Here is a 22,223-nt window from a genome sequence, read left to right on the forward strand (position 1 = left end):
GTGGCCTCGAAGCCGCCGTCGGTCGAGATCGAGGTCGACGACCGCGTCGTCCGGGTCAGCAATCCCGACCGTGTCTACTTCCCGGAGACGGGAGCCACCAAGCTCGACCTCGTCGACTACTACCTGGCCGTCGGTCCCGGCATCGTCAACGCGCTCTTCGAGCGGCCGTGCATGCTCCACCGGTTTCCCAAGGGGTTGGCCGACAAGAAGGTCCACCAGAAGCGGCTGCCCGCGGGCGCGCCCGACTGGGTCGAGACCGTGCAGCTCTACTTCCCGCGCTGGGGCCGCACCGCCGACGAGCTCTGCGTGACGGAGCTGGGGTCAGTGATCTGGGCGGTGCAGATGTCGACGGTCGAGTTCCACCCCTGGAACAGCCGCCGCGCCGACACCGAGAAGCCCGACGAGTGGCGCATCGACCTCGACCCCGGCGACGACTGCGACTACGCGACCGTCCAGCGGGTCGCCCACGTCGCCCACGAGGTGCTCGACGAGCTGGGTGCCACCGGCTTCCCCAAGACCAGTGGCGGCAGCGGGCTGCACATCTACGTGCGCATCCACCCCGAGCACGGCTTCAAGGACGTACGCCGCGGCGCGCTCGCGTTCGCCCGCGAGGTCGAGCGCCGGACCGACGACGTCACCACCACCTGGTGGCGCAGGGACCGGGACCCGCGCAAGGTCTTCGTCGACTACAACCAGAACGCACGCGACCACACGATCGCCGCGGCCTACTCGGTGCGCGGCCTGCCCGACGCCCGGGTGTCCGCGCCGATCCGCTGGGACGAGGTCGACATCGCCGACCCGCACGACTTCACGATCGCGACGATGCCCGCGCGGTTCGCCGAGCTCGGCGACCTGCACGCCGAGATCGACGGCCACGCCTTCGACTTCCGGCCGTTGCTGGAGTGGGCAGAGCGGGACGAGGCCGAGGGAGCGGAGACTCCCGTCGAGCCCGAGGTGTCCTAGTCGTTCTGCCCGCCCTCGACCTGCGCCTTCAGACCGTCGAGCATCTGCTGCCAGGTCCGGCTGAACTGCGCGGCCTGCTCCTCCGACTCGTTGCCGTCCTGGGTCAGCTCGAGCTGTGTGCCGCCGTCCCTCTCGGTGAGCGTGTAGACCAGCGTGTGGTAGTTCTCCGGTTCGTCCGGCTGGCCCAGCATCGGGCTGTAGTGGGTGACCGAGAGCCCGTGCGGCTCGTCGTAGGCCAGGACCTCGCCCTTGTCCTGGTAGGGCCGGCCCTCGTACTCCCCCTCCCACGTGATGGGGGAGCCGACAGCCCAGGTGGTCTCGACCCGGGAGCCGTACATGTAGCCGGCGATCTGGTCCGGCTCGGTCAGGGCGGCCCAGACCCGCTCGGGGCCGGCGGCGACGTGGACCTCCGCAGTGGCGACGAATCCGGTCATCGTGCTCATCTCCTCGAAATTGTATGAGGCACTCATACAATAACCAGGTGGCCGCTCCCGTAAACCCCCGCCTGGACAACCTGTTGGCGTCGCTCTCGCTCAACCTCGCCGAGGAGTCGCGCTTCGCCATGGCGGAAGCCTCCGGGCTGGCCGGCAACGCCGCGTTGGCGCTGCTGGCGCTGGACGAGTTCCTCGGCGACTCACATGTCGGCCGCCTCGCCGAGGTCATGGGGCTGACCCACTCGGGAGCGGTGCGGCTGGTCACCCAGCTCGAGGGGGAGAGGCTGGCGGAGCGACGGACCGGCGCTGACCGCCGCCGCGTCGAGGTGCGGCTGACGGCCGCGGGGCGGCGTACGGCGGCAGCGGCCCGAGCCGCGCGGGACGCCGTGGTGCGCGAGACGACCAGCGCTCTGAGCGAAGCCGAGGCTGCTCACCTCGAGGGCCTGCTCTCCAAGCTCGTCGAGGCCAGGGTCGCCGTGCGCGTCAAGCGCCGCCGCGACCACGGCGACTCCCCGGCGTGGTGGTGCCGCACCTGTGACTTCTCGGCGTGCGGCCGACCCGCGGGGCGCTGCCCGGCCCAGGTGACCGCCCAGCGGCTTCTCGGTCAATAGTCTGGACCCGTGGGCATCCAGATCACGCCGAGCATCCTCAACGCCGACTTCGCGTCCCTCGGCGACGAGGTGGCGCGGATCGGCAGCGCCGACTGGGTGCATGTCGACGTGATGGACGACCACTTCGTCCCCAACCTCACGTTCGGGCCCACCATGGTCGAGGCGCTGTCGCGGCGGACGTCGGTGCCGCTGGACGCGCACCTCATGATCGACGACCCCGACCGCCGGGCCCTGGACTACGTCGACGCCGGCTGCGGCTCGGTCACGTTCCACGTCGAGGCCGCCGGCGCCCCGGTCCGCCTGGCCCGGGAGATCCGCAAGGCCGGCGCCCGGGCGGCCATGGCGCTCAAGCCGGCGACCGCGGTCGAGCCCTACGAGGAGCTGCTCCCCGAGCTCGACATGCTGCTGATCATGACTGTCGAGCCGGGCTTCGGCGGCCAGAAGTTCCTCGAGCTCTGCCTGCCCAAGATCCGCACCGCCCGCCAGCTCATGGAGAAGCATGGCGTCGAGACCTGGCTCCAGGTCGACGGCGGCATCTCCATGGAGACCATCGAGCGCTGCGTCGAGGCCGGCGCGGACGTGTTCGTCGCCGGGTCGGCCGTCTACTCCGCCGATGACCCGGACCGGATGGTCGCCGAGCTCCGTGCGGCGGCGGAGGCGGTCGTCGGCTAGCGAGCCGGGATCGCGGTGAAGGTCTTCGCCTCGTCGGTGGAGACGTAGAGGAGACCCTCCGGGCCGGAGGTCCAGACGACCGACCCAGCCGACGAACGGGTGGCCGAGAGTGACTGGTGGGCCGGCTCCGCGGAGGGTGTCGTTGGCGCGGGCGGGGAGAACGGCGGCTCGTAGGGCGTGAAGCGGCCCCAGTCCTGCCCATCGCTGATCCAGAGCCCGTGATGCGCCCGGCTGGGGTGGCCCCGCCGGTCGCCGCTCCAGTTGGTGAGGTTGACGAGGAGACGGCCGTCGCTCAGCACGACCTGGCCGGTGAGATAGCCCATCTCGCCTTCCACACGAGCGACGTCGAAGGTCGTCCAGGACCTCCCTCCGTCGGTGGAGCGCGCGGTTCGCTGGAACGGGAACAAGGTGGCGCCGTCGCCACCCAGGACGTAGCCGACGATCCCCGCGTGGAGAGAGACTGCGGGGGAAGCCAGGAGACCGTCTGTCGGAGGCCCGGGCTCCGAGGGTTCCTCGAACGGGATCAGTTCGTAGAAGCCGTCGTGGGTCCAGCGCTCGTACGACGCGGTCTGGAACCCGTCGTCGCTCGTGGCGAGTGCCTGCCAGGCTCCCCCCTGCTCCTTGGCGAGACTCCAGGCAGCCACCACGAGGAAGCCGTCCACGGAGCGCCGCAGCCGGGCGCCCGTCAGGACGGACCGGGGGTCCGCCACGATCGCCTCCGGCGTGGGTCGCCGCGGTCCGGCGGGAGTGGGTGCAATTGCCGTCGCCGTCGCCGTCGCCGTCGCCGTCGCCGTCGGACTCGGACCGACCTCGGGTGCGCCGCGAGGTGCCGGGTCGGCGCAGCCCAACAGGCTGATCGCCAGCATGGCGGTGAGCAAGGCCCGAGTGGTCACGATCGTGGGACTCCCGGAGCCGCCCGAAGGTTGCGACCGGCACACTGGACCGGTGCAGCCGCGCTACGACCTGATCGGTGACGTCCACGGCTGCCGCTCCGAGCTGGACTCCCTGCTCGGCCGGCTCGGCTGGGAGGAGACGAGCCATCCCGAGGGACGGGTTGCAGTCTTCGTCGGCGATCTGGTCGACCGCGGTCCCGACACCCCGGGCGTGCTGCGCCAGGTCATGGCGATGGCCGAGGCCGGCACCGCGCTCTGCGTGGCCGGCAACCACGAGGCCAAGCTGGTCCGCGCCCTGCGCGGCGCACCCGTGCGGATGAGCCACGGCCTCGCCGAGTCCATGGAGCAGCTCGCCGCGGAGTCCCCGCCGTTCCGCGACGCCGTCGTCGAGTTCATGGTGGGCCTCCCGCACCAGCTGGTCCTCGACGAGGGTCGCCTCGTGGTGGCGCACGCCGGACTGCGCGAGGACCTGCACGGCGTCGACTCGCCGCGGGCCCGCTCGTTCGCGCTCTACGGCGATACCAACGGCCAGCGTGACGCCCACGGCCTGCCGGTCCGGCTGCCGTGGCAGCAGTCCTACCGCGGTGCGGCGACGGTGGTCTACGGGCACACGCCCGTGACCGAGGCGGTGTGGGTCAACAACACGCTGTGCCTCGACACCGGCGTGGTGTTCGGCGGCCGGCTGACCGCGCTGCGCTACCCCGAGCGCGAGATCGTCGACGTACCCGCCGAGCGGCAGTGGTGCGAGCCGGCGCGCCCCCTGGCCCCGGTGGCCGACTGACTGGCGCGCCGGGGCGACCTCGCCCTGGTGGCAGGCAAGTCCGGTTGCCATGTGGGCGACGTCACCGGGACCCGCACCCGCCTCCTGTGGCAGACTCGAACCGACGAGCAGACAAGCTCGCGTGCTCTGGGGGCGGTGAAATTCCGCACCGGCGGTAACTGAGTCATCAGAAGTCCGCGACCCGATGGCAGCCAGTCATCGGTTGACCAGGTGGAAATCCTGGACCGACGGTCAAAGTCCGGATGGGAAGCGCACGCAGGCGTGGTCCGCGACGTCCCGCCGGTTCGGCGGGCACGTGGGACGCGCCGTCGCCCCGGAGTCCGTGAGCGGACCGGAGAGGCGACACCACAGTGAGTACGACGGCGGAGACCACGGCTGCCGAGCGGTCGGCGATGTCGCGCGCGCTCGAGCTGGCCGCGACCCCGGGCGTGCCGCTCGGCCCCAACCCAAGGGTCGGGTGCGTGCTCCTGACCCCGGACGGCCTCACGGTCGCCGAGGGCTACCACCGCGGCGCCGGCTCGGCGCACGCCGAGGTGGACGCGCTGGCCCGGGCCGGCGAGGCGGCCCGCGGGGCGACCGCCGTCGTCACGCTCGAGCCGTGCAGCCACACCGGTCGCACCGGCCCGTGCACCGAGGCCCTGGTCGCCGCCGGCGTACGCCGCGTGGTCTTCGCGCAGGGCGACCCCAACCCGGTCGCCGGGGGCGGTGCCGACCGGCTGCGAGAGGCCGGCATCGAGGTCGTCGGGGGCCTCGCGCACGCCGAGGCACGGGCGCTCAACAGGGTCTGGACGTTCGCCGTCGAACACGGCCGGCCCTTCGTCACCTGGAAGTTCGCCACCACTCTCGACGGCCGCAGCGCCGCCGCCGACGGCACCAGCCGCTGGGTCTCCGGGCTGGCTTCGCGCCGGGACACCCACCGCCTGCGCGCGGTCTGCGACGTGATGCTGGTGGGCGCCAACACCGTGGCCGTCGACGACCCCCGCCTCACCGTGCGCGACGACGCCGGAGAGGACCTCCCGCACCAGCCGCTGCGCGTGGTGATGGGGGAGCGCGACCTCGACCCCGGCCGCCGGGTCTTCGACGACGCGGCGGAGACCCTCCACCTGCGCACCAGGGACCCGCACGAGGCGCTCGCCGACCTGTTCGCCCGCGACCGGCAGCACGTGTTCCTCGAGGGCGGTCCGACGCTGGCCGCCGCCTTCCTCGACGCCGGGCTCGTGGACGAGGTGGTCGCCTACGTCGCCCCGCTGCTGCTGGGCGCTGGGGCCTCGGCGGTCGGGGACCTGGGAATCACCACGATGTCTGAGGCGCTGCGCCTGCAGGTCGCCGATGTGACCGTCCTGCCGCCGGCCGAGGACGGCCAGACCGACGTACGCCTCATGCTCACCCCAGCGAAGGGAACCCACTGATGTTCACCGGGATCGTCGAGGAGCTCGGCACCGTGGCCGGGATCGAGGACCAGGGCGACGCGCTCCGGCTCACCGTCCACTCGCCCCACGTGCTCGCGGACGCCGGGTTGGGCGACTCGATCGCCGTCAACGGCTGCTGCCTGACCGTCGCCGAGCGCGACGGCGACACGTGGACCGCCGACGTCATGCAGGAGACCCTCGACAAGACCAGCCTCGCCGGCGTCCAGCCGGGTGACCGGGTCAACCTCGAGCGGGCAGTGACCCCGCAGGCCCGGCTCGGCGGCCACATCGTGCAGGGGCACGTCGACGGCGTCGGCACGATCCTGAGCCGCACCCCCAGTGAGCACTGGGAGGTCGTCGAGGTGTCGTTGCCGGCCCCAGATGAACAGGGGGGCCTCGCGCGCTATCTCGTCGACAAGGGCTCGATCACCGTGGACGGCGTGAGCCTGACCGTCGTCGAGGCGGGGGACGACCGGTTCACGGTCAGCCTGATCCCCGAGACGCTGGCCCGCACCACCCTCGGGAGCCGGCAGCCCGGCGACCGGGTCAACCTGGAGGTGGACGTCATCGCCAAGCACGTCGAGAAGCTGCTGGCACACCGGAAGGACCTCTCATGACAGAGCCGCAGCACGCCGGCGTCCGGATGGACCCCATCGAGCGGGCCATCGAGGACATCGCCGCCGGCAAGGCGGTCGTCGTCGTGGACGACGAGAACCGCGAGAACGAGGGCGACCTGATCTTCGCCGCCGCCAAGGCGACTCCGGAGCTGATGGGCTTCACCATCCGCCACAGCAGCGGCGTGATCTGCGTGCCGATGCCGGGCTCCATGCTCGACCGCCTGGAGATCCCGCTGATGACGCCGCACAACAAGGACCGGATGCGGACGGCGTACACGATCTCGGTCGACGCCCGCGACGGCGTCTCGACCGGCATCTCGGCCGCCGACCGGGCGCACACCGCGCGGGTCCTGGCCGACTCGGCGACCGAGCCGTGGGAGATCACCCGGCCGGGTCACGTCTTCCCGCTGCGCTACCGCGAGGGCGGCGTGCTGGCGCGGCGAGGGCACACCGAGGCCGCGGTCGACCTGGCCCGGCTGGCCGGGCTCACACCCGCCGGCGTCCTGGTCGAGATCGTCAACGACGACGGCACCCTCAAGCGCGCCCCCGAGCTGCGCGAGTTCGCCGACGAGCACGGGCTGGCCATGATCTCGATCGAGGACCTGGTGCGCTACCGCCGTCGCTACGAGGTGCTGGTCGACCGGGTCGCCGAGACCCGGCTGCCGACGCGGCACGGTGACTTCACCGCCTACGGCTACCAGATCACCGTGGACGACTCCGAGCACGTCGCCCTGGTCTACGGCGACGTCAGCGGCTCGTCGGGTCCCGAGGGGGTGCCGGTGCTGACCCGGGTCCATTCCGAGTGCCTGACCGGCGACGTCTTCGGCAGCAGTCGGTGCGACTGTGGCCCGCAGCTGGACGAGGCGCTCGAGCGGATCGTCGCGGAGGGCCGCGGCGTCGTGGTCTACCTGCGCGGTCACGAGGGCCGCGGCATCGGGTTGGTCGCGAAGCTGCAGGCCTACCAGCTGCAGGACGGCGGCCGCGACACCGTCGACGCCAACCTCGACCTGGGCCTGCCGGCCGACGCCCGTCACTACGGCGCCGCAACCCAGATCCTCAAGGACCTCGACGTCCACAAGGTCCGGCTGCTCACCAACAACCCCGACAAGGTCACCAACCTCGAGGAGTACGGCATCGCCGTCACCGAGCGCGTGCCCCTGACCCCGCACCCCAACGACCACAACCTGGCCTACCTGCTCACCAAGCGGGACCGGATGGGCCACCACCTGCCGGACCTCGAGGCCGTGGAGACGCGCAAGTGAGCGGCGAGGGCGCGGCCGCCGTCGAGCCGTTCGACGCCAGCGGCCTGCGCGTCGCCGTGGTGGCGGCGAGCTGGCACACGGTCGTCATGGACGGGCTGATCGCCGGAGCCCGGCGAGCCCTGGCCGACCACGGCCTGCCCGACGCAGCGGTGGTGCGGGTCCCCGGCGCGTTCGAGCTGCCGGTGGCTGCCGGGGCACTCGCCGAGCAGGGCTACGACGCCGTCGTTGCGCTCGGCGTGGTCATCCGCGGCGGCACTCCGCACTTCGACTACGTCTGCAGCGCCGCGACCGACGGGCTCGGCCGGGTGGCCCTCGACCACGGGGTGCCCGTGGGCTTCGGGCTGCTCACGTGCGACACCGAGCAGCAGGCCCTGGACCGCGCGGGGCTCGAGGGTTCGGTCGAGGACAAGGGCTACGAGGCCGCGGCGGCGGCGCTCGCGACGGTGCGGGCGATCCGCGGGATCAGCGCCGGCTGACCCACTCGTCGGCCAGCAGGGCGTACGACACGCCGTCGACCCAGCCGAGCTCGCGGTGCAGCGACTCCCGCACCATCAGCGCCTCACGGCGCATCCCGACCTTCTCCATCACCCTCAGCGACGGGGCGTTGTCGGCGAAGGCCAGCGCCACGACCCGGCGTACGCCGAGATCCTCGAAGCAGACCCGCAGCAGCTCGCGGACGGCTTCGGTGGCGTAGCCCTCGCCCTGGTGGGCCGGGTCGAAGGCCCAGCCGATCTCGGCCTGGCTGCGAGTGGCCTGGTCGCGCACCTCGGTCTGTGACCAGGCGTCCTCGACGTGCAGGTAGAGGTGGCCGATGAGCACCTCGCCCAGGAGCACCACGACCATCCGCTCCACGCCTCCGCGTTCGCCCTGGGCCAGCACCCAGGCGTCGTATGAGGTCGGCAGGTCCGGCATCCACTGGCCCACCGCGGGTAGCGAACGGATCTCGAAGACCGCAGGCAGGTCCTCGGGGGTGGCCATGCGGAGGGTGAGCCGCTCGGTATGGAGCGGCCAGCCGATCTCGGGGACGGTAGGGGTCACGGGAGCCATCCTTACGCAGCCCGTAGCCTTGTCGCCCGTGAAGACGTTCGACGAGCTCTGGTCCGAGCTCAGCGAGAAGGCCCGGACCCGTCCCGACGGGTCCGGCACCGTCGCACAGCTCGACGCCGGCGTCCATGCCATCGGCAAGAAGCTGGTCGAGGAGGCCGCCGAGTCCTGGATGGCCGCCGAGCACGAGGGCGCCGACCGGGCGGCCGAGGAGATCAGCCAGCTGCTCTACCACGCCCAGGTGCTCATGCTGGCGACCGGCATCGAGCTCGACGACGTCTACGCCCACCTCTGAGAGCCACACCATGACCCTCAAGATCGCGGTCCCCAACAAGGGGTCGCTGGCCCAGTCGGCCGCCGAGATCCTGCGCGAGTCCGGCTACCGCCAGCGTGACGACGCCAAGCAGCTCACCCTGAGCGACCCCGACAACGGGGTCGAGTTCTTCTACCTCCGTCCTCGCGACATCGCGATCTACGTCGGGGAGGGCACCCTGGACCTCGGGATCACCGGTCGTGACCTGCTGCGCGACTCGGGTGCCCATGCTGCCGAGACGCTGGCGCTCGGCTTCGGCCGCAGCCGGTTCCGGTTCGCCGGACCGGTCGGGGCCTTCACGGCCATCGACCAGCTCGCCGGCAAGCGGGTCGCGACGTCGTACGTCGGCGTCGTCTCGCAGTTCCTGGCGCAGCGCGGCATCGTCGCCGAGGTCGTGCGCCTCGACGGTGCCGTGGAGACGAGTGTCCAGCTCGGGGTCGCCGACGCCATCGCCGACGTCGTCGAGACCGGCAGCACGCTGCGGCAGGCCGGGCTGGAGGTGTTCGGGGAGACGATCCTCGACTCCGAGGCCGTCCTGATCACCCGCGACGGCCAGGAGCCCCCCGGCTTCGAGGTCTTCCGGCGGCGCATCGAGGGCGTCCTCGTGGCCCGCGCCTACGTGATGATGGACTACGACATCGCCGAGGAGCACGTGGCCCGCGCCGTCGAGCTCACGCCCGGGATCGAGGGTCCGACCATCTCGCCGCTGCGCCGTGAAGGCTGGGTCGCGGTCCGGGCGATGGTGCCGCGGGCCGGTTCCCAGCGGCTCATGGACGAGCTCTACGAGGTCGGCGCCCGCGGGATCCTGGTCACCGACATCCATGCCTGCCGACTCTGAGCCCCAGCTCCCCGAGCTGCCGATCACCTGGCGGCCGCTCGGGCCGCGGGTGGTGGGCATCGCCGTGGGCGCCGGCCTCCTCGTGATCTGCGTGTTCTCGTGGTTCACCTTCGACGAGGAGACCCGGCAGCGGTTCACGCCGTTCCAGCGAGGCACGCTGATCGCGCTCGGGCTGCTGGCGTTCGCGCTCCTCCTGGGGCTGATCCGCTCCCGGGTGGAGGCACACCACGACCGGCTCGTGGTCGTCAACGGCTACCGCCGGCGCGAGTACGCCTGGGCGCAGATCGTCGCGGTCAACCTGCCTCCCGGCGCGCCCTGGGTGACGCTCGACCTGGCCGACGGTGATACGGCGTCCGCGATGGGGATCCAGGGCTCGGACGGCGCGCGAGCGCAGCAGGCGGCCCGTGAGCTGCGCCGGCTGGTGGCGAGGTTGTCGGACCCCGCTGAGGGATCCAGCTAGAACTCACAGCCTCGTGCGCTTGGACTGGCTGTGGACGGGCAGTCGGTGATCGCCCGGTCGGGTAGGTGCGCGCTGCTGAGGTGCTCGCATGAACGCGAAGACCGACCTGTCTCGGATGACCAAGGAAGAGCTTCTGGCTTGTGCCGCGGATTGCGCTCGCCGTCTTCGACAGGCTGAGGCGGCGCTCCTCGGCCTGCAGCTGCGACTGGCGCTGCTCAACTACAGGCGCCGCCAACGGGGCCACCCAGTCCTCTATGGCTGGGCGCGTCTCGCCGAGACGGCCGTGTCCGTCCGGTTGCGGTGCGGTGCGGTGACCACGGCGGCGGCCGTTCTGACCAACCGAGGCCCCTTCCGAAGCACTGGCTCGTGCCGATATGCGGCTGATCGCTCAATCCGATGGACGCCCGGGGCGCCGGCAACGCAGGATCGGTCGGTGACGTCCATCCTCTGGCTCACAGGCGTCGCTGGCGTGGGCAAGTCCGTCACAGCCTGGCAGGCCTTCACCGGCCCTGGGTCCGAGGCGCTCGCCTACCTCGATGTCGACCAGGTCGGGATGCTCTACCCCGACGACGAGACCGACGAGTACGGCTATTCGCTCAAGAACGAGGCCGTCCACGCGATCGCGTCGAACCTCACCGCGGCAGGCGCAGGACGTCTGCTGGTGTCCGGAGTCGTGGATCCGCGCGAACCCGGCGAGACGGTCAGACTCGAACGGGCCGGCCTGCGCTACTGCCTGCTCATCGTTGACGACCAGGAGCTGCGCCGCCGCCTTCTGGAGCGCGGCTGGGACGAGTCGGACGCCGACGAGATGGCCGCCGAGCAAGCCCATCTCAGCGCGATGGGCTTTGCCGACAGCATCATCGACACGACCGACCAGCCGGTCGCCGCGGCCGCCGAGCGAGTGCGCGCTGAGCTTTCGGCCATGCCCGACGTGGACTGCGGACAGGTCGATGGCGAGCCGGTCACCGTCCTCCCCGAACGGACGGTCTTCATCACCGGACCCCGCGGGGTCGGCTGTTCGACCGTGGGGTTCGGCCTGGCCCGCCGCGCGTGGTCCGTGGGAACGCGGGCCGGGTTCGCCGACCTCGAGCAGCTCTCGTTCGTGCGCGCCACCGGGACCACACGGACGCACCAAAGTCTCGGCATCTCCAACCTCGCCGCCATGGCGTCGCTGTTCGCCAGCAAGGGCGCCCGGCTGTTCATCGCCAACGGCCACCTGCGCCAGGAGGACGAGATCGCCCGCCTGCGACGCCATCTCCCCGGGGTCGTCGTCGTCCGTCTCCGCGCTGACGCCGACACCCTGGAGCACCACATCCTCGACCGGCTGGGCGGCAACGAGGCCCGGCTCACTGGCGACGATCTCGCAGACGCGACGGCGAACCACCGACAGCGGGTGCTGGCCCGGGCCCTCCGTGACCAACAGCAGATGGACGACGACGGCATCGGCGACCTCGTGATCGACGTGGACGACCTGACTCCCGCTGCCAGCGTCGACGCGACGGGGCACGTCATCAGCTCCGTGGTCTAGGAACGAACCACGGGCGGCCGGGCACCTGTCCCGTCGACCAGTACGTCGGCCCGCTCGAAGGTCCGGTCACGAGCGAAGATCTCCCGCTCGGCGGGCATGAACTCCCGCCACTCGGGCTCCAGGTGGGCGCCGTCGCGGTGCAACCCCCTGGCCAGGCGCAGGTCGTCGTCCACCTCGACCCACACCAGCACGGTGATGTGGGTGGCGATCGCCGGCTCGGCGCTGCCCACCCCCTCGACGACGAGCCACGGTCCCGGCGCCACGTAGGTCAGCGCGTCGTCGAAGCGCCCCTGGCCCCAGAGGTAGCGGTGGTAGTCGCCGGTCCAGCCATCGGCCAGCGCCGCCACAAGGGCGGTCAGCTGGGTCGTGACCGTGTCGAAGCCGCCCCAGCCCTCCATGAGCTCATCGGTGTTGACAACCGCCGCGCCGGTGCGCTCGGCGATCGCGGCGGCGAGCGTGGTCTTGCCCGACCCGGCGGGGCCGTCGATGCAGATCAGCCGTCCCGCGCCGAGCGTCGGAGCCCGGGACGCCGCGAGCTCGACGACCAGGCCCGCGACGTCAGGTGGCGAGCCCGTGGCCACGGTAGGTGAGCGCCTCGTCGACGAACCGCGCCTCGGCGCCCTCGCCGACGAGCAGCTGCACGGTGTTGGCGTGCTCGAACGGCTCGCCCGACTTCGCGTGCCGGAACCACACCAGGTCGCCGACCTCCAGCATCGCCGCGGCGCGGCCGGTCAGCGGGGTCTGCACCTCGCCGGCCCCCTCGAGGCCGGTCAGATGCAGGCCTGCGGGCGCCCACGGGGTCGGCAGCCGGTCCGCGCCCGCAGGCCCGGAGGCCACCAGCCCGCCGCCGTGGACGGTCGCGATGGTGGGGGAGGGTCGGCGGGTGACCGGCAGGCCGACGTACGCCGCTGGGCGCGGCTCGAAGCTGCGGTAGTGGTCGAACAGCGTGGGGACCAGCAGGCCCGAGCCGGCGGCGATCTCGGTGACGACGGGGTCGGCCGCGGTGGCCTCGACCGAGCCGGACCCGCCGGCGTTCCAGAACTCGAGCTTGACCAGATCGCGCAGAGCCGCCGCGATCTCGGCCCGCCGCGTCTCGAGCTGCGTCAGCGACAGCGCCTTGAGGCGGCGGATGACGGCGGACCTGGCGCGCTGGGTGGGTACGTCGTCGGCAACCCCGGCGACCTGGCCCTCGTAGGTCATCACCCCGACCAGCTGGAAGCCGTGGCGCTCGGTGATGGTGCGGGCCAGGTCGAGCACCGCGGAGGCGTCGTGGAGGGGGGACCGCTTGGGCCCGACATGCTGACCGCCCACCCACAACCCGGCGTCGACGTCGATCGCGACCCGCACCTGCACCGCCTGCGAGGCCCGGACCGAGTCGATCACGTCGAGGTGGGCCACATCGTCGACCATGAGGGTGATCCGGTCCGCGGCCGCGGGCGAGGCGACCAGCCGGCTCAGGGCAGACCGGTCGACGGTCGGGTAGGCGACCACCAGGTCGTCGGTGACGCTCTCCTGCTCCAGCCACAAGGCCTCGGCCAAGGTGTATGACAGGACGCCCGCGAACCCGTCGTGGGCCAGCGCCCGTCGGATCAGCGCCGGCACCCGCAGGGACTTCGAAGCCACCCGGATCGGCAGTCCGTGCGCCCGGCGGACCAGGTCGTTGGCGTTCGCGTCGAAGGCGTCCAGGTCCACCACCATGAGCGGGGTCGGCAGCGGGGCCTCGTGCGCGTCGACCGCGTGCTGGAGCCGGGACCAGAGGCGGTTGCGCTCGATGCTGTCCGCCGGGGAGCTCACGTGATCCCGCGCTTGCGCAGGATCGCCTCGATCTCGGCCATCTCGGCGTCGACATCGGAGCCTGCGCCGCTGTCCACGACGGGCGCCTGCGCGGGCGTCCGAGGGGCACGCAGTTCCTTCGGGGCCCTTCTCGACTCCTTCGGCCTCTCGCCGATCTCCCGGTTGGCCAGGAAGCCGGAGACTACGAAGAGCACGGCCGCCAGGCCGGCCAGACCGGCCCCGAGCCACATCGTCGGGCTGAAGGCGAGGTCAGCGGCCCAGCTGCCGACGGCGCCGCCCATCTCGGTGAGCAGCTCGAGGACCCCGGTGAGCCACGCGGCGACGGGCAACAAGGTGATCGCGCCGCCCCGGACGGCGGCCGGGAGGCCGCGCCGTTGGTAGGCGACGTAGGTGTAGAGCCCGCCCAGGAGTGTCAGCGTGATCGCCAATGCTCCCCAGGCGGCCTCGTCCATGAGCTCAGCCTAGGTCCCACCCCGGTCTGCCATCGATGGGACGGAGTCGATTGGGCAGGGACCGGAATGTCCGGATAGCATGCGGTGTTGACCGATCAGTGACCCAGCACGTCTGGGAAGCCGATCACGCAAGCGGAGACAAGGTTCCATCGTCTCCCACCCGCATCGACCGCCAGCAGCACCAGCATCATCGACAGGTCGTCGGGTCCAGGTCCCGGTGGCCTCCGCCACCCGTGCTACGGCATGGAAATGGAGGCAGACCAAGGCCTCCGCTTGCAAGCGGAGGCCTTTCTCCTTTTGGGGGGCAGGGCCACCGGACCCAGTCACCGACAGCAGGAGGACACATCAGCACCGAGCTCCGTATCAACGACCGGATCAGGGTCCCCGAGGTGCGCCTCGTGGGCCCCAACGGCGAGACCGTCGGCATCGTGCCGACCGACCAGGCACTCAAGCTGGCCCAGGAGGCCGACCTGGACCTGGTCGAGATCGCGCCGCAGGGCAAGCCCCCGGTCTGCAAGCTCATGGACTACGGGAAGTTCAAGTACGAGAACGCCCAGAAGGCCCGTGAGGCTCGCCGGAACCAGACGAACGTGATCATCAAGGAGATGAAGCTTCGTCCCAAGATCGACGCGCACGACTACGAGACCAAGAAGGGTCACGTCGTGCGGTTCCTCAAGGCCGGCGACAAGGTCAAGATCACGATCATGTTCCGCGGCCGCGAGCAGCACCGCCCCGAGCTCGGGTTCCGGCTGCTCCAGCGCCTGGCGGAGGACGTCACCGAGCTGGGCTTCGTGGAGTCCTCGCCCAAGCAGGACGGCCGCAACATGATCATGGTGCTCGGCCCGCACAAGAAGAAGGCCGACGCCAAGGTCGAGATGAAGGCAGCCAAGGAGGAGCGCGCCGCCGAGCGTGCCGCCGAGGAGGCCGAGGAGCAAGCAGCCCGCGAGGCGGCCCTGGTCAAGCGCCCGGTCGCCCAGAAGAAGGAGCGCGGCCGCTCCGAGAACCTCGATCCGGAGATCGAAGCCTGACCGAGGCCCCAGGCCCACCAGACCACCACGTACGACGCAGCACGACGTAGGAGAACGCCATGCCGAAGAACAAGACCCACTCCGGTGCCAGCAAGCGCTTCCGGGTGACCGGGTCAGGCAAGATCCGCCGCCAGAAGACGGGTCTGCGCCACAACCTGGAGAAGAAGCCGTCGAAGGTGACCCGCCGGATGTCCGGCACCACCGAGGTCGCGAAGAACGATGTTCCGCGCGCCAAGAAGCTTCTCGGTCTCTGACCGACTGCTGACTCTCCCGACCCGAACTTCCTCACAGCACCAAGGAGCACACTCATGGCACGCGTCAAGCGGGCGGTCAACGCCCAGAAGAAGCGCCGTACCACCCTCGAGCGCGCCAGCGGCTACCGCGGCCAGCGCTCGCGCCTCTACCGCAAGGCGAAGGAGCAGGTCACCCACTCGCTGGTCTACTCCTACAACGACCGGCGCAAGAACAAGGGCAACTTCCGGCGCCTGTGGATCCAGCGGATCAACGCCGCGGCCCGCGCGCAGGGGATGACCTACAACCGCTTCATCCAGGGTCTCGGCCTGGCCGGCGTCGAGGTCGACCGCAAGGTCCTCGCCGAGCTGGCGGTCAACGACGTCGCCGCGTTCAACGCGCTCGTCGAGGTCGCCAAGGCGGCCCTGCCCGAGGACGTCAACGCCCCCAAGGCCGAGGCCACCGCCTGACTTCCCCCGCGGTGCCTCTGACGTCCGGGTCGACCCGGGTCAAGGAGGCACGCAAGCTCAGCCGTCGCTCGGTGCGAACCGAGCGACGGCTGTTCCTCGCCGACGGCCCGAAAGCCGTCGAGGCGGCCCTGGCCACACCGGGCTGCGTCGTCGAGGTCTACGCCACGCCGGACGCCACCCACAGGTACGCCGCGCTGGCCGACGCCGCCGCCTCGGTAGGCGCCGCCTGGATCCCGGTCGACGAGCGCGCCCTGGCCTCGCTGAGCGACAGCGTGACCCCGGCCGGCGTCGTCGCAGTGTGCCGGTCCCTGGACCGACCGCTGGCCGACCTGCTCGCCGCCGCACCGCGGCTGGTCGCCGTCTGCGCCGATGTCCGCGACCCCGGCAACGCCGGGACGGTCATCCGCTGCGCGGACGCGGCCGGCGCCGACCTCGTCGTACTGGCCGGCACCTCGGTCGACGCCTACAACCCCAAGACCGTCCGGGCCAGCGTCGGCAGCCTGTTCCACGTGCCGATCGCCGTGGAGTCCGACGCGGCCGACGTCGTGACCGCGCTCCGCCACGCCGGGCTGACGGTCCTGGCCGCCGCAGGCGATGGCGAGCTGTCGCTGTTCGACGCCGTCGCGCCGTTCGACGGTCGGACCGCGTGGCTGTTCGGCAACGAGGCCCACGGTCTGCCACCCGAGCTGGCCTCGCTCGCCGACCACCGGGTGTCGATCCCGATCCACGGCCGCGCCGAGAGCCTCAACCTGTCGACGGCGGCCGCGCTCTGCCTCTACGAGTCCGCGCGCCGCACCCCTCGCTGACCCAGTCGGGTGTGCCAAGGTGGCCGCGTGGGGCCTCCGGACGCGCAGCAGGTCGTCGACGCGCTGCCCGACGGCGTGGTCATCGCGGATCGCCGCGGGCGTGTCGAGCTGGTCTCCGCCCTCGCGGTGCGGATGCTGGGCGTGGAGGGCCAACCGGTCGGCCAGCCGCTGGAGTTCGTGCTCGCCCTGACCGACCACGACGGCAACGACTGGATGAGCCACAACCGGCCCTACGAGGGCCTGCCGACTCGCACCGCGATCCCGGAGCAGACCTGGCTGCTGCCCAACGGGACCGAGGTCCTCGTCGCCGCCAAGCTGCACCGGCCCTCGCTCGACCAGCCGGTCGAGCAGGTCGCGGTGACCCTGCGGTCCGGTCGTGGGCGAGCCCGGCTGGACCGCGAGCGTTCGGACCTTGTGGCCACGGTGGCCCACGAGCTGCGCTCACCGCTCACCGGCGTCAAGGGCTTCGTCCAGGCGCTGCTCAACCGCTGGGACAAGCTCAGCGACGAGCAGAAGAAGCTGATGCTCCAGACGGTCTCGGCCGACAGCGACCGGCTGAGCCGGTTGATCGCCGAGCTCCTCGACGTCGCCCGCATCGACACCGGGCGTCTCCAGCTGCATCCGCGCCCCTGCGACGCCGGTGTCCTCATCACCCGGATCGTCGAGTCCGTCGCGGCCGGCACCGCTCGCCCGATCGTCCTCCAGGTCGACGAAGGTCTGCCCGAGCTGTGGGCCGACCCCGACAAGTTCACCCAGGTGTTCATGAACCTGGTCGAAAACGGCGTACGCCATGGGGAGGGCACCGTCTCGGTGCGCGTCCGCGCGGTCGAGGCGAGCGACGACGCCCCCTTTGCCGAGGGCGTGGTCGTGCTCGTGGACGACGAGGGTGAGGGGATCGCCTCGGATCTGCGCCGCCAGGTCTTCACGAAGTTCTGGAAGGGCGGGGCTCGCGGCGGCTCGGGCCTCGGGCTCTACATCGTCGGCGGGCTGACGAAGGCCCACGGTGGCTCCGTCGCCATCGTGGACGCGCCCGGGGGCGGCGCGCGGATCGTGGTCACCTGGCCGGCGGCCTCTCTGGACCAGGCGTAATCGGGCCGAGGCTCGGAACCCTGTCGCGGCAAATCCCGGCCCCTCCATACAGTTAGGCACCGTGTCCGGACCCAACACCGACTACGACCCCGTGGAGGTCAACGCCGTGCAGCCCCAGGAGGTCGACGCCGCGCGCGACGCCGCGCTCGCCGCGATCGCCGCCGCGCGGGATCTCGAGGAGCTGAAACAGGTCCGGATCGACCACATCGGCGACCGCTCGCCGCTCGCGCTGGCCAACCGGGAGATCGGCGCCCTGCCGCCGCAGGCGCGCAAGGAGGCCGGGCAGCGCATCGGCCAGGCCAAGGGTGCCGTGGGTCAGGCACTCGCCGCGCGACAGGCCGAGCTCGAGGCGGAGGCCGAGGCGCGGATGCTGGCGGAGGAGACCGTTGACGTCACCCTGCCCACGGACCGCACCCCCGCGGGCGCCCGCCACCCGATCACCACCGGGTCCGAGCTGATCGCCGACATCTTTGTGGCCATGGGCTGGGAGGTGGCCGAGGGTCCCGTCATCGAGGCCGAGTGGCTCAACTTCGACGCGCTCAACCTGGGCCCCGACCACCCGGCGCGGACCATGCAGGACACGTTCTGGACCGAGCCCGAGGACCACGGGCTGGTGCTGCGCACGCACACCTCGCCCGTCCAGGCCCGCACCATGCTCAGCCGCACGCCGCCGATCTACGTCGTCTGCCCAGGCCGGGTGTTCCGCACCGACGAGTACGACGCGACGCACAGCCCGGTCTTCCACCAGGTGGAGGGGCTGGCCGTCGACGAGGGCATCACGATGGCCCACCTCAAGGGCACGCTCGACCACTTTGCGACACAGATGTTCGGCGACGGCATCACGACCCGGTTCCGGCCGTCCTACTTCCCGTTCACCGAGCCGTCCGCCGAGGTCGACCTGGTCTGCTTCGTCTGCCGTGGCACGGGCGCCCTCGACGGCGCCACCTGCCGCACCTGCAGAGGTGAGGGCTGGATCGAGTGGGGTGGCTGCGGGATCGTCAACCCGCGGGTGCTGCGCGCCTGCGGGGTGGACCCCGACCGTTACACCGGCTTCGCCTTCGGCATGGGCATCGACCGGACGCTGATGTTCCGCCACGGGATCGAGGACCTGCGCGAGCTCTTCGAGGGCGACGTCCGGTTCACCACGGCGTTCGGATCGGAGCTCGCATGAAGGCGCCCGTCTCCTGGATCCGTGAGTACGTCGACCTGCCGGCCGACCTGACGGCCGAGCAGCTGGCCGCGCGGCTGACCGCGCTCGGGCTCAAGCTCGAGGCGATCGAGAAGCCGGGCGACCAGATCCGCGGGCCGCTCGTCGTCGGGCGGGTGCTGAGCATGGAGCCCGAGCCGCAGAAGAACGGCAAGACCATCGAGTGGTGTCAGGTCGATGTCGGCGACGCCAACGGCACCGGCGAGCCCCAGGGCATCGTCTGCGGCGCCCACAACTTCGCGCCCGGCGACCTCGTCGTGGTGATCCTTCCCGGCGGCGTCCTCCCGGGTGACTTCGAGATCACCGCGCGCAAGACCTATGGCCACGTCTCCGCGGGGATGATCTGCTCGGCCCGCGAGCTCGGCCTCGGCGAGGACCACGAAGGGATCATCGTGCTGCCGCTGGACGCCGGCGAGCCCGGTGAGGACGCCCGCGACGTGCTCGGCCTGCGCGAGGAGGTCATCGAGTTCGAGATCAACCCCGACCGGGCCTACGCGATGTCGCTGCGCGGGATCGCCCGCGAGGCGGCGCTCGGGTTCGACGCGGCCTACACCGACCCGGCGAACCGCGACGTGCCGGAGCCCGACGGCGACGGCTACCCGGTCATCATCGAAGACCCGGCGGGCTGCCCGGTGTTCGTGGCCAGGACGGTCAGTGGCTTCGATCCCGGTGCGCCGACCCCTGAGTGGATGGTCCAGCGGCTGGCCCAGTGCGGCCAGCGCTCGATCTCATTGGCCGTCGACGTCACCAACTACGTGATGCTCGAGCTGGGGCGCCCCATCCACGGCTACGACGCCGACAAGCTGTCCGGGCCGATCCGGGTCCGCCGGGCGGTCGACGGCGAGCGGCTCACGACCCTCGACGGCGTGGACCGCGCGCTGTCTCCCGAGGACCTGGTCGTCACCGACGACAGCGGGATCATCGGCCTCGGTGGCGTCATGGGCGGCGAGACGACCGAGATGTCGGAGACGACCACGCGGGTCCTCGTCGAGGCGGCCCACTGGGACGCCGTCTCGATGTTCCGCACCGGCAAGCGCCACAAGCTCACCTCCGAGGCGGGCAAGCGCAACGAGCGCGGGGTCGACCCGGCGATCACCGCCGCCGCCGCCGACCGGGTGGTCGAGCTCCTGGTCGCCCACGGCGGCGGCACCGCCGAGCCCGGCGTCACTGTCGTCGGCGCGGCGCCGCCGCGCGAGTCCATCCGCATCGCCTACGACCTCCCGGCCCGGATCACCGGCATACCGATCGAGTCCGAGGACACCGTGGCGTGCCTGCAGGCGATCGGGTGCCGTGTCGACGCCGACCCCGACGGCATCGGCGTCACACCGCCCACCTGGCGTCCCGACCTCACCGACCCCTACGACCTGGTCGAGGAGGTCGCCCGGATCGTCGGCTACGACCAGGTGCCCTCGGTGCTTCCGCGCGAGGCGACGGGCCGGGGGCTGACCCGCACGCAGCGGCTCCGGCGCCGGATCGGCCACTCGCTGGCGGGCGCCGGCTGTGTCGAGGTCGTCAGCTTCCCGTTCGTCGGGGACGCGGCGTTCGACAGGCTCGGGCTGCCGGCGGACGACCGGCGTCGCCGCACCGTGCGGCTGGCCAACCCACTGTCGAGCGAGGAGCCGGCCTACACGACGACGTTGCTCCCTGGCCTGCTGGAGGCAGCCGCGCGCAACCTCGGCCGGGGCGCCCCCGGCGTCGCGCTGTTCGAGACCGGGACCGTGGCGTTCCCGGTCGACCGCGGTCCGACGCCGATCTACGGAGTCGACTGGCGGCCCAGCGAGGACGAGCTCGCCAAGATGCTCAGCACCATCCCCGAGCAGCCGCTGCACCTGGCCGTGGTGCTCGCCGGCGAGCGCGAGCGCTCGGGCTGGTGGGGGAGCGGGCGGCAGGCCGGCTGGTCCGATGCCATCGCCCTGGTGCGCCGCCTGGCCGAGGAGCTGTCCGTGTCCCTCGAGGTCCGGTCGGCGGCCTACGCGCCCTGGCACCCCGGGCGCTGTGCCGCGCTCTTCGTGGACGGAGCCGCCCTCGGGCACGCCGGTGAGCTGCATCCGCAGGTCTGCCGGGCGGTCGGCGTACCCGCCCGCACGGCGGCCCTCGAGATCGACCTGGACGTGCTCATGCTCAGCGCGCCCGAGGTCGTCAGCGGGCCGGCCTTCTCGACCTACCCGGTCGCCAAGGAGGACGTCGCGCTGGTCGTCGCCGACTCGGTCACCTCGGCCGAGGTGGAGGCGGCGCTGCGCGAGGGGGCCGGCGAGCTGCTCGAGTCGGTGCGGCTGTTCGACGTCTACACCGGTGCGCAGGTGGGCGAGGGACACAAGTCGCTCGCGTTCGCGCTGCGCTTCCGCGCGCCAGACCGCACCCTGACCGAGGCCGAGGCGGGTGCCGCCCGCGACGCCGCGGTGGCCGTCGCCGCGCAGCGATGCGGCGCCGTCCAGCGCTGACTCAGTTGATCGGCTGGGCCAGGATCCCGCGGAGCTCGTCGAGGGTCGTTTGGTCGCCGTCGAACACAGGCTCCACGCGACCCTGACCGCGGTGCCACAGCCAGGTGTCGAGGTCACCGGCGCTGCCGCTGATCGTCGCGAGGGGGGATATGCCGTCGTCGCCCACCACGGCGAGGTCGGGCTCGTCGTAGCTCTTGCCGTCGGGGTCGGTGCCGGTGAACCGGGCCAGCGCGACCCGCAGCTCGTCGCCGGTGTCGGTCAGCCGGATCGCGACGACCCGCTCGGAGGGGGTGATCGTGCCCCAGGGCGGGCAGCCGCCGTACATCACGGTGAGGGCCTCGAGGACCCCGTCCGCCGCCAGCTCCGGGTCGAGACCGGTCACCGACCCGGCGGTCTCCTCGGCATCGAGCCGGTGGATGAGTGCCTCGTGCGCCTGCCGGCGATAGCTGGCGCCGACGGTTCGGTCGCTCGACCAGTGCCACGCCTCGTCGGCGGGATCGGCTCCCGTGAGCGCGTCCACCAGCGCGGCGGAGTGCTCGTCGAAGGCAGCCAGCAGGGGGTCGTAGGCCTCGGGGCGCTCCAGACGTCCCTCGTCGCCCTCGTCGGCGGGCTCGGGACGCGTGCGGATCACCTTCGCCCAGAACGCCTGCACGGTGGTCAGGTGCCACAGCAGGTCGGCCGCGTCCCAGTCGGGGCAGGCGGGAACCCGGGCCGCCGGGTCGCAGTCGGCCAGCACCGCTCGGAAGCGAGCGGACTCGGTGCGGATGTGGTCGAGGTAGACAGGGAACGACAGGGGCGCCATGCCGGCGACGCTACGCACGACCACCGACGGACACCCCTCGATTTCATAGACATGCAGATATATGTATAGTCATGCGAC

General features: G+C 71.8%; 26 protein-coding genes and 1 riboswitch. Of the genes, 19 read left to right on the forward strand and 7 right to left on the reverse strand.

The window, feature by feature from the left end:
• A complete protein-coding gene (ligD, locus tag ACYVC6_RS17920; protein WP_460715812.1) occupies positions 1 to 963 on the forward strand; it encodes a non-homologous end-joining DNA ligase in 963 nt (320 codons plus the stop codon).
• Here ligD and ACYVC6_RS17925 read toward each other — a convergent pair.
• Positions 960 to 1,406 carry an SRPBCC family protein gene (locus tag ACYVC6_RS17925; protein WP_460715814.1) on the reverse strand — a complete coding sequence of 149 codons (447 nt, stop codon included), beginning with the start codon at positions 1,404 to 1,406 and terminating at the stop codon, positions 960 to 962. The genes ligD and ACYVC6_RS17925 overlap by 4 nt on opposite strands.
• A gap of 38 nt (positions 1,407 to 1,444) precedes the next feature.
• Here ACYVC6_RS17925 and ACYVC6_RS17930 point away from each other — a divergent pair, with 38 nt between their 5' ends.
• On the forward strand, positions 1,445 to 2,008 hold the full coding sequence (locus tag ACYVC6_RS17930) for a MarR family transcriptional regulator (RefSeq protein ID WP_460715815.1): 564 nt from the start codon (positions 1,445 to 1,447) through the stop codon (positions 2,006 to 2,008).
• 9 nt (positions 2,009 to 2,017) lie between these two features.
• Positions 2,018 to 2,680 (forward strand): ribulose-phosphate 3-epimerase, encoded by a 663-nt coding sequence (gene rpe, locus ACYVC6_RS17935; RefSeq protein WP_460715816.1) that lies wholly within the window; start codon positions 2,018 to 2,020, stop codon positions 2,678 to 2,680.
• Here the strand turns inward: rpe and ACYVC6_RS17940 are convergent.
• A complete protein-coding gene (locus ACYVC6_RS17940) occupies positions 2,677 to 3,390 on the reverse strand; it encodes a hypothetical protein (RefSeq protein WP_460715817.1) in 714 nt (237 codons plus the stop codon). The two genes, rpe and ACYVC6_RS17940, sit on opposite strands and share 4 nt — an antisense overlap.
• A 37-nt stretch (positions 3,391 to 3,427) precedes the next feature.
• Here ACYVC6_RS17940 and ACYVC6_RS17945 point away from each other — a divergent pair, with 37 nt between their 5' ends.
• The 5 genes from ACYVC6_RS17945 to ribH all read left to right on the forward strand — a co-directional run bounded on the left by ACYVC6_RS17945 (position 3,428) and on the right by ribH (position 8,118).
• Positions 3,428 to 4,354: a metallophosphoesterase gene (locus ACYVC6_RS17945; protein ID WP_460715818.1), complete on the forward strand. Its 927-nt coding sequence runs from the start codon at positions 3,428 to 3,430 to the stop codon at positions 4,352 to 4,354.
• 117 nt (positions 4,355 to 4,471) lie between these two features.
• Positions 4,472 to 4,613, forward strand: a riboswitch (FMN riboswitch).
• Between the two features lie 133 nt (positions 4,614 to 4,746).
• Positions 4,747 to 5,763, forward strand: a complete 1,017-nt coding sequence (gene ribD, locus ACYVC6_RS17950; RefSeq protein ID WP_460716509.1) for a bifunctional diaminohydroxyphosphoribosylaminopyrimidine deaminase/5-amino-6-(5-phosphoribosylamino)uracil reductase RibD — start codon at positions 4,747 to 4,749, stop codon at positions 5,761 to 5,763.
• Positions 5,763 to 6,380: a riboflavin synthase gene (locus ACYVC6_RS17955; RefSeq protein WP_460715819.1), complete on the forward strand. Its 618-nt coding sequence runs from the start codon at positions 5,763 to 5,765 to the stop codon at positions 6,378 to 6,380. Before ribD ends, ACYVC6_RS17955 begins: the two co-directional genes overlap by 1 nt.
• A complete protein-coding gene (locus ACYVC6_RS17960; RefSeq protein WP_460715820.1) occupies positions 6,377 to 7,642 on the forward strand; it encodes a bifunctional 3,4-dihydroxy-2-butanone-4-phosphate synthase/GTP cyclohydrolase II in 1,266 nt (421 codons plus the stop codon). The genes ACYVC6_RS17955 and ACYVC6_RS17960 overlap by 4 nt, the downstream gene beginning before the upstream one ends.
• On the forward strand, positions 7,639 to 8,118 hold the full coding sequence (gene ribH, locus ACYVC6_RS17965) for a 6,7-dimethyl-8-ribityllumazine synthase (protein ID WP_460715821.1): 480 nt from the start codon (positions 7,639 to 7,641) through the stop codon (positions 8,116 to 8,118). The genes ACYVC6_RS17960 and ribH overlap by 4 nt, the downstream gene beginning before the upstream one ends.
• Here ribH and ACYVC6_RS17970 read toward each other — a convergent pair.
• Positions 8,105 to 8,680, reverse strand: a complete 576-nt coding sequence (locus ACYVC6_RS17970; protein ID WP_460715822.1) for a GNAT family N-acetyltransferase — start codon at positions 8,678 to 8,680, stop codon at positions 8,105 to 8,107. The two genes, ribH and ACYVC6_RS17970, sit on opposite strands and share 14 nt — an antisense overlap.
• Before the next feature lie 37 nt (positions 8,681 to 8,717).
• On the opposite strand from ACYVC6_RS17970, the gene ACYVC6_RS17975 reads away from it, so the two are divergent.
• The 4 genes from ACYVC6_RS17975 (at position 8,718) to ACYVC6_RS17990 (ending at position 11,825) form a co-directional block, all read left to right on the forward strand.
• Positions 8,718 to 8,981 (forward strand): phosphoribosyl-ATP diphosphatase, encoded by a 264-nt coding sequence (locus tag ACYVC6_RS17975; protein ID WP_460715823.1) that lies wholly within the window; start codon positions 8,718 to 8,720, stop codon positions 8,979 to 8,981.
• Positions 8,982 to 8,991: 10 nt separating this feature from the next.
• Entirely contained in the window at positions 8,992 to 9,837 is an 846-nt protein-coding gene (gene hisG / locus ACYVC6_RS17980) for an ATP phosphoribosyltransferase (RefSeq protein ID WP_460715824.1), read from the forward strand.
• Positions 9,821 to 10,297, forward strand: coding sequence for a PH domain-containing protein (locus tag ACYVC6_RS17985; protein WP_460715825.1), 477 nt, complete (start codon positions 9,821 to 9,823; stop codon positions 10,295 to 10,297). The genes hisG and ACYVC6_RS17985 overlap by 17 nt, the downstream gene beginning before the upstream one ends.
• Positions 10,298 to 10,730: 433 nt before the next feature.
• Positions 10,731 to 11,825, forward strand: coding sequence for a DEAD/DEAH box helicase family protein (locus ACYVC6_RS17990; protein ID WP_460715826.1), 1,095 nt, complete (start codon positions 10,731 to 10,733; stop codon positions 11,823 to 11,825).
• On the opposite strand, the gene ACYVC6_RS17995 is transcribed toward ACYVC6_RS17990, so the two are convergent.
• From ACYVC6_RS17995 to ACYVC6_RS18005, 3 genes are read right to left on the reverse strand one after another with little or no spacing between them, the layout of a single operon-like run.
• Positions 11,822 to 12,406, reverse strand: a complete 585-nt coding sequence (locus tag ACYVC6_RS17995) for a uridine kinase family protein (RefSeq protein ID WP_460715827.1) — start codon at positions 12,404 to 12,406, stop codon at positions 11,822 to 11,824. The genes ACYVC6_RS17990 and ACYVC6_RS17995 overlap by 4 nt on opposite strands.
• Positions 12,384 to 13,619, reverse strand: coding sequence for an amino acid deaminase/aldolase (locus tag ACYVC6_RS18000; RefSeq protein ID WP_460715828.1), 1,236 nt, complete (start codon positions 13,617 to 13,619; stop codon positions 12,384 to 12,386). The genes ACYVC6_RS17995 and ACYVC6_RS18000 overlap by 23 nt, the downstream gene beginning before the upstream one ends.
• Positions 13,616 to 14,071: a hypothetical protein gene (locus ACYVC6_RS18005; RefSeq protein ID WP_460715829.1), complete on the reverse strand. Its 456-nt coding sequence runs from the start codon at positions 14,069 to 14,071 to the stop codon at positions 13,616 to 13,618. The genes ACYVC6_RS18000 and ACYVC6_RS18005 overlap by 4 nt, the downstream gene beginning before the upstream one ends.
• Before the next feature lie 362 nt (positions 14,072 to 14,433).
• On the opposite strand from ACYVC6_RS18005, the gene infC reads away from it, so the two are divergent.
• The 7 genes from infC (at position 14,434) to pheT (ending at position 21,343) form a co-directional block, all read left to right on the forward strand.
• Entirely contained in the window at positions 14,434 to 15,099 is a 666-nt protein-coding gene (gene infC, locus ACYVC6_RS18010; RefSeq protein WP_460716510.1) for a translation initiation factor IF-3, read from the forward strand.
• Positions 15,100 to 15,158: 59 nt separating this feature from the next.
• A complete protein-coding gene (gene rpmI / locus ACYVC6_RS18015) occupies positions 15,159 to 15,353 on the forward strand; it encodes a 50S ribosomal protein L35 (RefSeq protein ID WP_460715830.1) in 195 nt (64 codons plus the stop codon).
• Positions 15,354 to 15,407: 54 nt separating this feature from the next.
• Complete coding sequence (rplT, locus tag ACYVC6_RS18020) at positions 15,408 to 15,800, forward strand: 50S ribosomal protein L20 (RefSeq protein WP_460715831.1); 393 nt, start codon at positions 15,408 to 15,410, stop codon at positions 15,798 to 15,800.
• A gap of 11 nt (positions 15,801 to 15,811) precedes the next feature.
• Positions 15,812 to 16,606, forward strand: coding sequence for a TrmH family RNA methyltransferase (locus tag ACYVC6_RS18025; RefSeq protein WP_460715832.1), 795 nt, complete (start codon positions 15,812 to 15,814; stop codon positions 16,604 to 16,606).
• A 27-nt stretch (positions 16,607 to 16,633) separates the two neighbouring features.
• Positions 16,634 to 17,695: a sensor histidine kinase gene (locus tag ACYVC6_RS18030; protein WP_460715833.1), complete on the forward strand. Its 1,062-nt coding sequence runs from the start codon at positions 16,634 to 16,636 to the stop codon at positions 17,693 to 17,695.
• 61 nt (positions 17,696 to 17,756) lie between these two features.
• Complete coding sequence (pheS, locus tag ACYVC6_RS18035) at positions 17,757 to 18,866, forward strand: phenylalanine--tRNA ligase subunit alpha (RefSeq protein WP_460715834.1); 1,110 nt, start codon at positions 17,757 to 17,759, stop codon at positions 18,864 to 18,866.
• Complete coding sequence (gene pheT / locus ACYVC6_RS18040) at positions 18,863 to 21,343, forward strand: phenylalanine--tRNA ligase subunit beta (RefSeq protein WP_460715835.1); 2,481 nt, start codon at positions 18,863 to 18,865, stop codon at positions 21,341 to 21,343. Before pheS ends, pheT begins: the two co-directional genes overlap by 4 nt.
• A gap of 1 nt (position 21,344) precedes the next feature.
• Here pheT and ACYVC6_RS18045 read toward each other — a convergent pair whose 3' ends face one another.
• Positions 21,345 to 22,145 carry a maleylpyruvate isomerase family mycothiol-dependent enzyme gene (locus ACYVC6_RS18045; RefSeq protein ID WP_460715837.1) on the reverse strand — a complete coding sequence of 267 codons (801 nt, stop codon included), beginning with the start codon at positions 22,143 to 22,145 and terminating at the stop codon, positions 21,345 to 21,347.
• Positions 22,146 to 22,223: the final 78 nt, after the last annotated feature.

This window comes from Nocardioides dilutus, from assembly GCF_054779555.1.

What these genes read in the sequence shown, in the direction of transcription:
- ACYVC6_RS17955 (WP_460715819.1), top strand. Translation starts at nt 5,763, where the DNA reads ATGTTCACCGGGATCGTCGAGGAGCTCGGCACCGTGGCCGGGATCGAG.
- hisG (WP_460715824.1), top strand. Translation starts at nt 8,992, where the DNA reads ATGACCCTCAAGATCGCGGTCCCCAACAAGGGGTCGCTGGCCCAGTCG.
- ribD (WP_460716509.1), top strand. Translation starts at nt 4,747, where the DNA reads ATGTCGCGCGCGCTCGAGCTGGCCGCGACCCCGGGCGTGCCGCTCGGC.
- ACYVC6_RS17925 (WP_460715814.1), bottom strand. Translation starts at nt 1,406, where the DNA reads ATGAGCACGATGACCGGATTCGTCGCCACTGCGGAGGTCCACGTCGCC.
- rplT (WP_460715831.1), top strand. Translation starts at nt 15,408, where the DNA reads ATGGCACGCGTCAAGCGGGCGGTCAACGCCCAGAAGAAGCGCCGTACC.
- ACYVC6_RS17985 (WP_460715825.1), top strand. Translation starts at nt 9,821, where the DNA reads ATGCCTGCCGACTCTGAGCCCCAGCTCCCCGAGCTGCCGATCACCTGG.
- ACYVC6_RS18005 (WP_460715829.1), bottom strand. Translation starts at nt 14,071, where the DNA reads ATGGACGAGGCCGCCTGGGGAGCATTGGCGATCACGCTGACACTCCTG.
- ACYVC6_RS17960 (WP_460715820.1), top strand. Translation starts at nt 6,377, where the DNA reads ATGACAGAGCCGCAGCACGCCGGCGTCCGGATGGACCCCATCGAGCGG.
- ACYVC6_RS18045 (WP_460715837.1), bottom strand. Translation starts at nt 22,145, where the DNA reads ATGGCGCCCCTGTCGTTCCCTGTCTACCTCGACCACATCCGCACCGAG.
- rpmI (WP_460715830.1), top strand. Translation starts at nt 15,159, where the DNA reads ATGCCGAAGAACAAGACCCACTCCGGTGCCAGCAAGCGCTTCCGGGTG.
- pheT (WP_460715835.1), top strand. Translation starts at nt 18,863, where the DNA reads ATGAAGGCGCCCGTCTCCTGGATCCGTGAGTACGTCGACCTGCCGGCC.